At 64.2% G+C, this 7,016-nt stretch carries 6 protein-coding genes and 1 tRNA gene; 2 read left to right on the plus strand and 5 right to left on the minus strand.

Features of this window, described 5'->3' with window-relative positions; genetic code table 11:
- The first annotated feature begins 98 nt into the window (after positions 1-98).
- Positions 99-170 (plus strand) — tRNA-Arg (locus tag G5S38_RS10990).
- A gap of 56 nt (positions 171-226) precedes the next feature.
- Here the strand turns inward: G5S38_RS10990 and G5S38_RS10995 are convergent.
- Positions 227-964 (minus strand): hypothetical protein, encoded by a 738-nt coding sequence (locus G5S38_RS10995; RefSeq protein ID WP_165068466.1) that lies wholly within the window; start codon positions 962-964, stop codon positions 227-229.
- Positions 965-1,122: 158 nt separating this feature from the next.
- On the opposite strand from G5S38_RS10995, the gene G5S38_RS11000 reads away from it, so the two are divergent.
- Positions 1,123-1,563 (plus strand): SRPBCC family protein, encoded by a 441-nt coding sequence (locus G5S38_RS11000; RefSeq protein WP_165068468.1) that lies wholly within the window; start codon positions 1,123-1,125, stop codon positions 1,561-1,563.
- Positions 1,564-1,637: 74 nt separating this feature from the next.
- Here the strand turns inward: G5S38_RS11000 and G5S38_RS11005 are convergent, their stop codons facing one another.
- The 4 genes from G5S38_RS11005 to G5S38_RS11020 form a co-directional block, all read right to left on the minus strand.
- Positions 1,638-2,885, minus strand: coding sequence for a GAF domain-containing protein (locus tag G5S38_RS11005; protein ID WP_165068471.1), 1,248 nt, complete (start codon positions 2,883-2,885; stop codon positions 1,638-1,640).
- On the minus strand, positions 2,876-5,176 hold the full coding sequence (locus tag G5S38_RS11010; RefSeq protein WP_328796712.1) for a sensor domain-containing protein: 2,301 nt from the start codon (positions 5,174-5,176) through the stop codon (positions 2,876-2,878). Before G5S38_RS11010 ends, G5S38_RS11005 begins: the two co-directional genes overlap by 10 nt.
- Positions 5,177-5,333: 157 nt before the next feature.
- Complete coding sequence (locus G5S38_RS11015) at positions 5,334-5,798, minus strand: HNH endonuclease (RefSeq protein WP_235929022.1); 465 nt, start codon at positions 5,796-5,798, stop codon at positions 5,334-5,336.
- Position 5,799: 1 nt separating this feature from the next.
- Positions 5,800-6,738 (minus strand): DUF222 domain-containing protein, encoded by a 939-nt coding sequence (locus tag G5S38_RS11020; protein WP_165068478.1) that lies wholly within the window; start codon positions 6,736-6,738, stop codon positions 5,800-5,802.
- Positions 6,739-7,016: the final 278 nt, after the last annotated feature.

Consider the following 7,016-nt stretch of genomic DNA (forward strand, 5'->3'; position numbering starts at 1 on the left):
CCGGGCACTCGCGGTCGCCGGACACTCCTGGTAGCCGGGCACTCACGGTCGCCGTGCGCCGCCGTCCCCCGGCACACTGATAGCCTGAGATCACCCTGGCCCCCATAGCTCAGGGGATAGAGCACTGCCCTCCGGAGGCAGGGGCGGAGGTTCGAATCCTCCTGGGGGCACACTTGTCGCGTCACCCACTGATGCGGGATTACCGCTGGTCCTCGCCTCTGATCCATCAGCCGCGGAAGACGACGACCTCTCGATCGTTCCTGTCGTAGACGAATTGCAGCGGAGTACCCACGGGGTAGGCGTCTCGGAGTGCTTCTGGGGACTCGTCGGGCACTGTGAAGGTGACGGCAGCTGGAAACACTCCCGCCGCGCACGCCCTCAGAAACAGTTCACCGGAGTAGTAGTAGCCCCCGTCTGAGGTATCCAACAGTTCTGGTTGGTAGATAGTCATGCACTCGTCGTCCGACCCAACTCCGCTCGGTGCTTCGACGACGGTACGGAGCCCATAGAAAGGTTCGTAGGCGAGCACGCCTCGTCCTTCGAGGCTGAGGTCCGCAGGCGTGTCGAACTGGGAGTCCGCGGACGAGCGCGCCACCTGAGAAGCGCCGACTTGGAGCGGATCGGTCTGCACCCGCTGCACGAGCACCAGCGAAACGATTGCCGCGGCCACCAATACAACCGCGGCGAAGGCAATCATGACCGTCGCGCGACGAGACCGAAGCGCGACGAGTGGGTTTGACTGCAGGCGAGCAGGGGGATGCTGCGCGCGGCGCTCAGGGGCAGCCCGTTGCATCTGGCTGGATTCACCGCCGGGCGCAGTAACGACCGCCGACTCCGGCGTGGACCCGCCACCCTCGAGTTGGCGCAGGCGTCGGAGTGCGTCGGGATCCAGGTGAATGTCCGCGGCAGGCCCGTATGCCCGGTGTCGCAGCACCCGAAGCTCGTCACCCGCGTTATCTGTCACTGTCTGATCCCACCTTCTACTTCTGCTTCAACGACATCATGGGCCTGCGTGCCGACAATGTGCTTCCTGCCTTCGACGCCACCCCCGGCTGCCGCTCGCTCCCCGGGGTTCCGAATGTGGTCTTGCCTGGACCGTGCGGCCCGGTTCTACAATCGCGCATGGAGAATCTTCGATTCAGCGTCGATGTCGACGCCTCAGCGCAGCACGTGTGGAACACCATGCTGAACCTCGACACCTACCGGGAATGGACGGGCGCCTTTCACGAGGGATCCACCTACGAGGGATGCTGGAACGAGGGCGACGAGATCCGCTTCGTCGGTCCCAATGACGACGGTACGCAGAGTGGTCTCTTCGGAACGATCGTCGAGAGCCGGCCGCACGAGTTCGTATCGGTCCGCTATCTCGGCGATATCGAGAAGGATGTCGAGAACCGTGACGGGTCTGCCGTTGGAATGCACGAAAGCTATTCGTTCACCGAGGCTGGCGGGGTGACCACGCTGGTCGTCGACCTCGAGGTGCCCGATGAATGGGCCGACGACATGCGCGGCATGTGGCCGGACGCCGTCGCCGCGATCAAACGGCTGGCAGAGCAAATCTAGGCGGTCGGTTCGAGGGGACGGGTGCCGCGTGGGAGTGCGGCTCGGGTTGCCATCGTGGTGCTCAGCTGGGCGGTTCAGGCTGGGCGACCGAGGTACTGCCAGAGTTCCTTTTCGACGAATGTGGCCAGTTCCTGGAGGACATCGACATTGATGTCGTCGGCCCTGCGTCGAGGGTGATCGTCGAGAACGCAGAGAGCTCCGATGAGCTCTCCCGAGGGTGCCTGGATGGGGAATCCGGCGTAGAACCGGATGCGCGGCCCGTCGGTCACCAGTGGGTTGTGGCGGAAGCGGTCGTCGTCGTGGGTGTCGCGCACGATCATGGCTTCGCCGCTTTCCACCACGAAATGGCAGAACGATTGAGCCCTGGGTAGCTCGGCGAGGTTCATTCCTACTTCAGCGAGATGCATTTGCATCTCGCTTTTCAACACCGTGATCAGGGCCCCGTCGGCGTTGAAAGCCTGCCGCGCCAACGAGACGATGTGATTCAGCCTTTCGTCGGTTCCGTAACCCGGCAGGCGCAGTTCATCGACTGCTTTCTCACGCGCAGTCTCCTCCGAGGGTGTCGCCACGCGTCCCCCTCTGCGCCGGTCCCCGTTGAGACGCTGCTGGGATTCGAGCAGAGGCGCCAATACGTCGGCGATCTGGTCTGCCCAATGCGCGTACTGGGTAGGAGCCCGATAACGTTCCTCGGAATCGTCAGTTGGCGGGAGTACGGTCAGCGGAACGAAGGTGGCACTCCCGGTGACGCCACACAACTGCTCGGTTTCTCGATTCAGTACGTCGGCATGCGCGTCTGCGATGGCGCCGGTCACGCTGTCGAACACGGGAATTGACCGGATCGGCTGTACTCCCGTAACGACGATCTTCACCTCGTGCGGGGCAGACCGGCCGACCTTCTCGATGAGTTCGGTCACGTCATCCCGCCACCGTTGCACCGGCGTGAGCCGGGTTGAATCATTCACACCCAGAATGATGACGACGGCGTCGTAGCGGCTCAGGTTGAAACCATCGAGTGCCTGCGCGGCATTGCCAGCGCACATCTCGGGGTTCGCGATCAGGCGAATATCGCTGCCGCGACCGGTCCTGGCAGTCAGGGCACGTGCGAGCGATCCTGGCAGGGCCAAATCGTGGGTAGTCACACCCCACCCCGCGGCGGGACCCGCCCCGAGGATCACAATCCGGTCGCTGTCGAAGCCACCGACATGCCCGACAGGCGCGTCCACCGGGCGCGGGATCGATGACATCCGCTGGTCCGCAGCGGTCAGCCGCCAGGATATGACCGGCGCCACAAGATCGGTCCACCGCAATCGTGTCAGCCGCATCGCGGGCCCCTGTCATGTTCGTTCAGCCAGGCAAGTAGATCGCGATGCTCCATGGGAGGCGCTATCTGGTACCCCTGGACGCGGTCACTGCCGAGCTGGCGAATCGTGTGTAGCTGGTCGGTGGTCTCGATGCCCTCGGTGATCACGGTGACGCCTACGGCGTGTGCGAGGTTGACAATGCCCTGGATGAGAGCTTCACCCGTCGGGCCGCCATTGCGAATGAACGACTGGTCGATCTTCAATTCGGTGAGGGGGAGGTCGTAGAGCTGCAAGACGGAGGTGTTACCCGCACCGAAGTCGTCGAGCGATACGCCCATCCCCATCCTTCGCAGCTCCAGTAAGCGCGTGATGATGTGACGCATGTCGGTGATCGATAACGATTCGGTCATCTCGATCGTCACCTTCTCGGCGGCGAGGTCGCTGGCGTCGAGGATCGTCGTTACCGTGTCGAGGAAATCGTGCTGCATGAGTTGTATCACCGAGACGTTGACGGCGACGTTTACGGGTGTGCCTGCAGCGACGGCAGCAGCTCCCAGGGCGAGAGCCTGCCGCAGCATCTCGGCCCCGATTTCGTGAATGACGCCGTTCTTCTCCGCGAGCGGGATGAACTCGGCGGGAGATACGTCGCCGAGCTGGGGATGATGCCATCGAGCGAGCGCTTCGACGTCGCCAACCGAGTTGCTGGCGAGGGTCAGTTGGGGTTGGAAGTACGCCATCAGCTCTTCTCGGATGACCGCTCCACGCAACGCCGCATCGATGCTCAGCTCGCGGGGTTGTGACGCTTGATCGGGACTGCCTGACCTCGCGGCTTTGTCCCTGTACATCGCACCGTCCGCCGCCGCCGTGAGTACCCGTGCTTTTCTGTTGAGGGAAAGTCCCGGGTCGAGGATGTCGCTGGTGGCGGACCCGATGGACACGGACACGAAGAGCTCCTGGCCGCTGATGTGCAGGGGTTTCCGCAGATGTTCGCGAATGCGCGTGGCAACCTGATCGGCGAGGTCTGCGACGTGAACCCGCGAGAGCACTATGACGAATTCGTCGCCGCCGACGCGCGCGACGAAATCGCAATCCCGAATAGAGCCTTGTAGGGCCGAGGCGACGTACCGGAGAACGTCGTCGCCGGCGTGATGCCCGAGAGTGTCGTTCGCGCGCTTGAAGCGATCGATGTCCAGGTACAGAACTGCCACACCTTCGAATGAGGTTGCGGCCGCTTCGAGCTTCTCATGCAGCACCATCTCGAACAGTGCCCGATCTGGAAGCCCGGTCAGAGTGTCGTGGGTGCCGTTCCATACCGCCTGCTCCAAGAGGGCCGCGTTGTCCAGTGCGACGGCCGCGAGATGGCCCAGACCGGTAAACCGCTCTTCGAACGGGCTCTCCAGATGCATAGTCGCCGAAGTCTCCCAGAACGCGAGAAGGATGCCACGGAACTCCCCTCGCGAGGAGATCGGAACGGCTGCCACATCGACGCAACCAAACTGCTTCAACAGCTGCCGCCTGGCTGACGACGGTGCCGCGGAGAACATCGTGGGATGCCCGGATTCGACGAGGGCCGAGACTTGGGGAAGGGCCCCGGACACGAGGTCGAAATCAGCGGCTGGGGATGGGAGGTGAGCGGGCCACCCTGCCTGGGCAGTGACAGAGAACTGCTCCGATGCCGCGTCCCACAGGGCTATGGCGGACCGGTCAGCTCCGCACGTAGTTCGAATCGCGTCGGCGATGGCGTTGGTGGCGTCGCTTCGTTCCGAGTAATTGCCCAGCAGCCGGGCGACATCGAGCAGGAGCTGCGCCGTCTCCGCCTCTTTTTGCGCGTTCTCGAGCTGGATTCGGAGACTTTCACGAAGCGCCACTAGCTCGGAACTGTCGCGCTGCACGCTGATGAAATGGGTGGTCGCGCCGTTCGAACCGAAGATCGGAGTAATGGTGAGGTCGTTCCAGAACGCCTCACCGTTCTTGCGGTAGTTGAGGACGAGGCCCCGGAATGTTTCCTGGCTGGCGATGCACCTGTTCATCTCGGCTATGGCACTGGGGTTTGTTTCCTGTCCCTGGAGGAAACGACAATTCCGTCCCAGCATCTCGGCCTGACGGAATCCCGTGACAATCTCGACAGCCTCGTTCGCGAAAATGATGTTCTGCGCCGCGTCAGTCAGAATCATGCCCTCAGAGCTCCGAGCGAGCGCAGCCGCGAGGACCTCGTCCGACACGCACCCCGCTCGTGAAGTAACCATTTGGCTCCACCCACTCCGCTCCCCCACCACCCACGGAGGACACTGGCTGTATCGTACGCCTGGCATTGAGCCCGCCTGACACGGTCGGTGCCAACCCACCCCGATCGCTATCGGCGCGTCTGTGGCATGTTGCCGAAACTGGCGATGACAATGCAGCTCCACGCGACGGACCTACCCCAGTGGCGGCCCATGGGTAGGCCCATGGGTAAGCGCTGAGCTTCGTCTAGAAGGGTGGTGGGTCGTCGAGCCATTCGGTCTGCGCCTTCGCCCCGCGACTGGCCCCGCCGCCGCCGGATGGGTTCTGTAGTGGCCCTGCTTTGCCGCCGATCGGGTGCACGGCTGCGGTCGAATACTCACGCCCGAGTGGGCTGGTCCAGGTGAGGGTGCCTGACCCGTCCTGGGCTTGGGTGACTGCCCATCCGGCGTCCTTCACCCGGTGATGCGACCGGCACAGGTGCGCCAGGTTCTCGTGCGTGGTCATACCGGTTCCGGCCCACGGAACGGTGTGGTCGATGTCGCAGAACTTCGCCTTGCGGGTGCAGCCGATGAACCGACATGTTTGGTCCCGGTACCTGAGGTATCGCTTCAGGGCGGTGGGGACTTCGTAGCGGTCCTTGCCGAAGGACAGCGTCACCCCGGTTTCGGGGTGGGTGAGGATGCGGGTGAACCCGGTCGCGTTCCCCGCCAACTCACGCGCCGTCTCCGCATCGATAGGGATACCGCCTTCCAGCATCCCCGGGGTCGCCGCCCTGTCCCATCACGGACAGGGCGGGAACGACGAGGGATACCTCCGCGCGGATACCGCGGTGCACCGTCGGGATGCGCAGCCCGGACTCGGTGCCGGATTCGTCGGCGGGGATGATCGCGCCGGGATCGGTGAGGATGTCCGCGAACGCATCCGCCCGCAGCTGCCGGAGGGTGCGGTCTTCTCCTTCGCCCTGCAACGACCGGGCGGCAGCGGTCAGCCGGTTGTCGATCGCGACGATCTGCGTGTTCGGCAGGTAGGCGGTTAGCCATCCCATCCCGTTGCCCCCGGGTTCCACCCACACTTCCCGATTCGATCGCGCTTCGGTGTGGCGTTGTTCCATATCGGCGGCCTGGACCAGTTCCTTGATCTGTTCCGCCTTCCGTGTGAACAGCCCCACCGTCAAGGTCTCCGCATACTCCAACACCTGCTCCTCGAACTGACGTACCTGCTCGGGGGTGAGCCCTGCGGTGAGATCGGCGATGATGGAGGCGTGCCGTTCCGAGAACCGGCCAACCCCCAACCGCCACAACGTCTCCGGCAGGTCATCGATCAGGGTGCGGGAACGCACCAGCAAAGCTTCTGCCGCATTTTCCGGGATACACAACGCGGCGGCGAGTTCCGCCCGCAACGCCCGACCGAACAGGCCCGAGGTGTCCGTCCGCCCCGCAGTACAGTCTTCGCGGTGCCGACGGAACTGGTCCACCCTCGCGAACTCGAACGCGGCCTGCTGCGCCCGCTCCCGACGGGACTGCACCAACCCCTCCAACAACACATCAGCGTCGAGCACGTTCACCTCGTCGGGGCCGAGCTCCGCGTTCCAATCGACCTGCTCCTCGGGCGTCATCGACGCCAGATCCGGCATGAAATCGGGGTACTTCATACGGTCAGTCAACACCCCACCACCGACATTCCCGCACACTCGAACACCAGCAAACATGCTGGTCCGGGCTGTGTTGCGAACATTGCATACCCCCAGCCAACACCACACAAAACACCCGCGGGCGACCCGCGCAACATCAGTGGAGAACCCACCTCCTCCCCGCCTGTGCAGGACAAGACCACCCCCCCCCCCCCCCCCCCCCCCCCCCCCCCCCCCCCCCCCCCCCCACCCCCCCCCCCCCCCCCCCCCCCCCCCCCCCCCACATCCCCCCGTCCCAT

It is taken from the genome of Marisediminicola senii, assembly GCF_011057645.1.
In the GTDB taxonomy this organism is placed as follows: Bacteria; Actinomycetota; Actinomycetes; order Actinomycetales; family Microbacteriaceae; genus Marisediminicola; species Marisediminicola senii.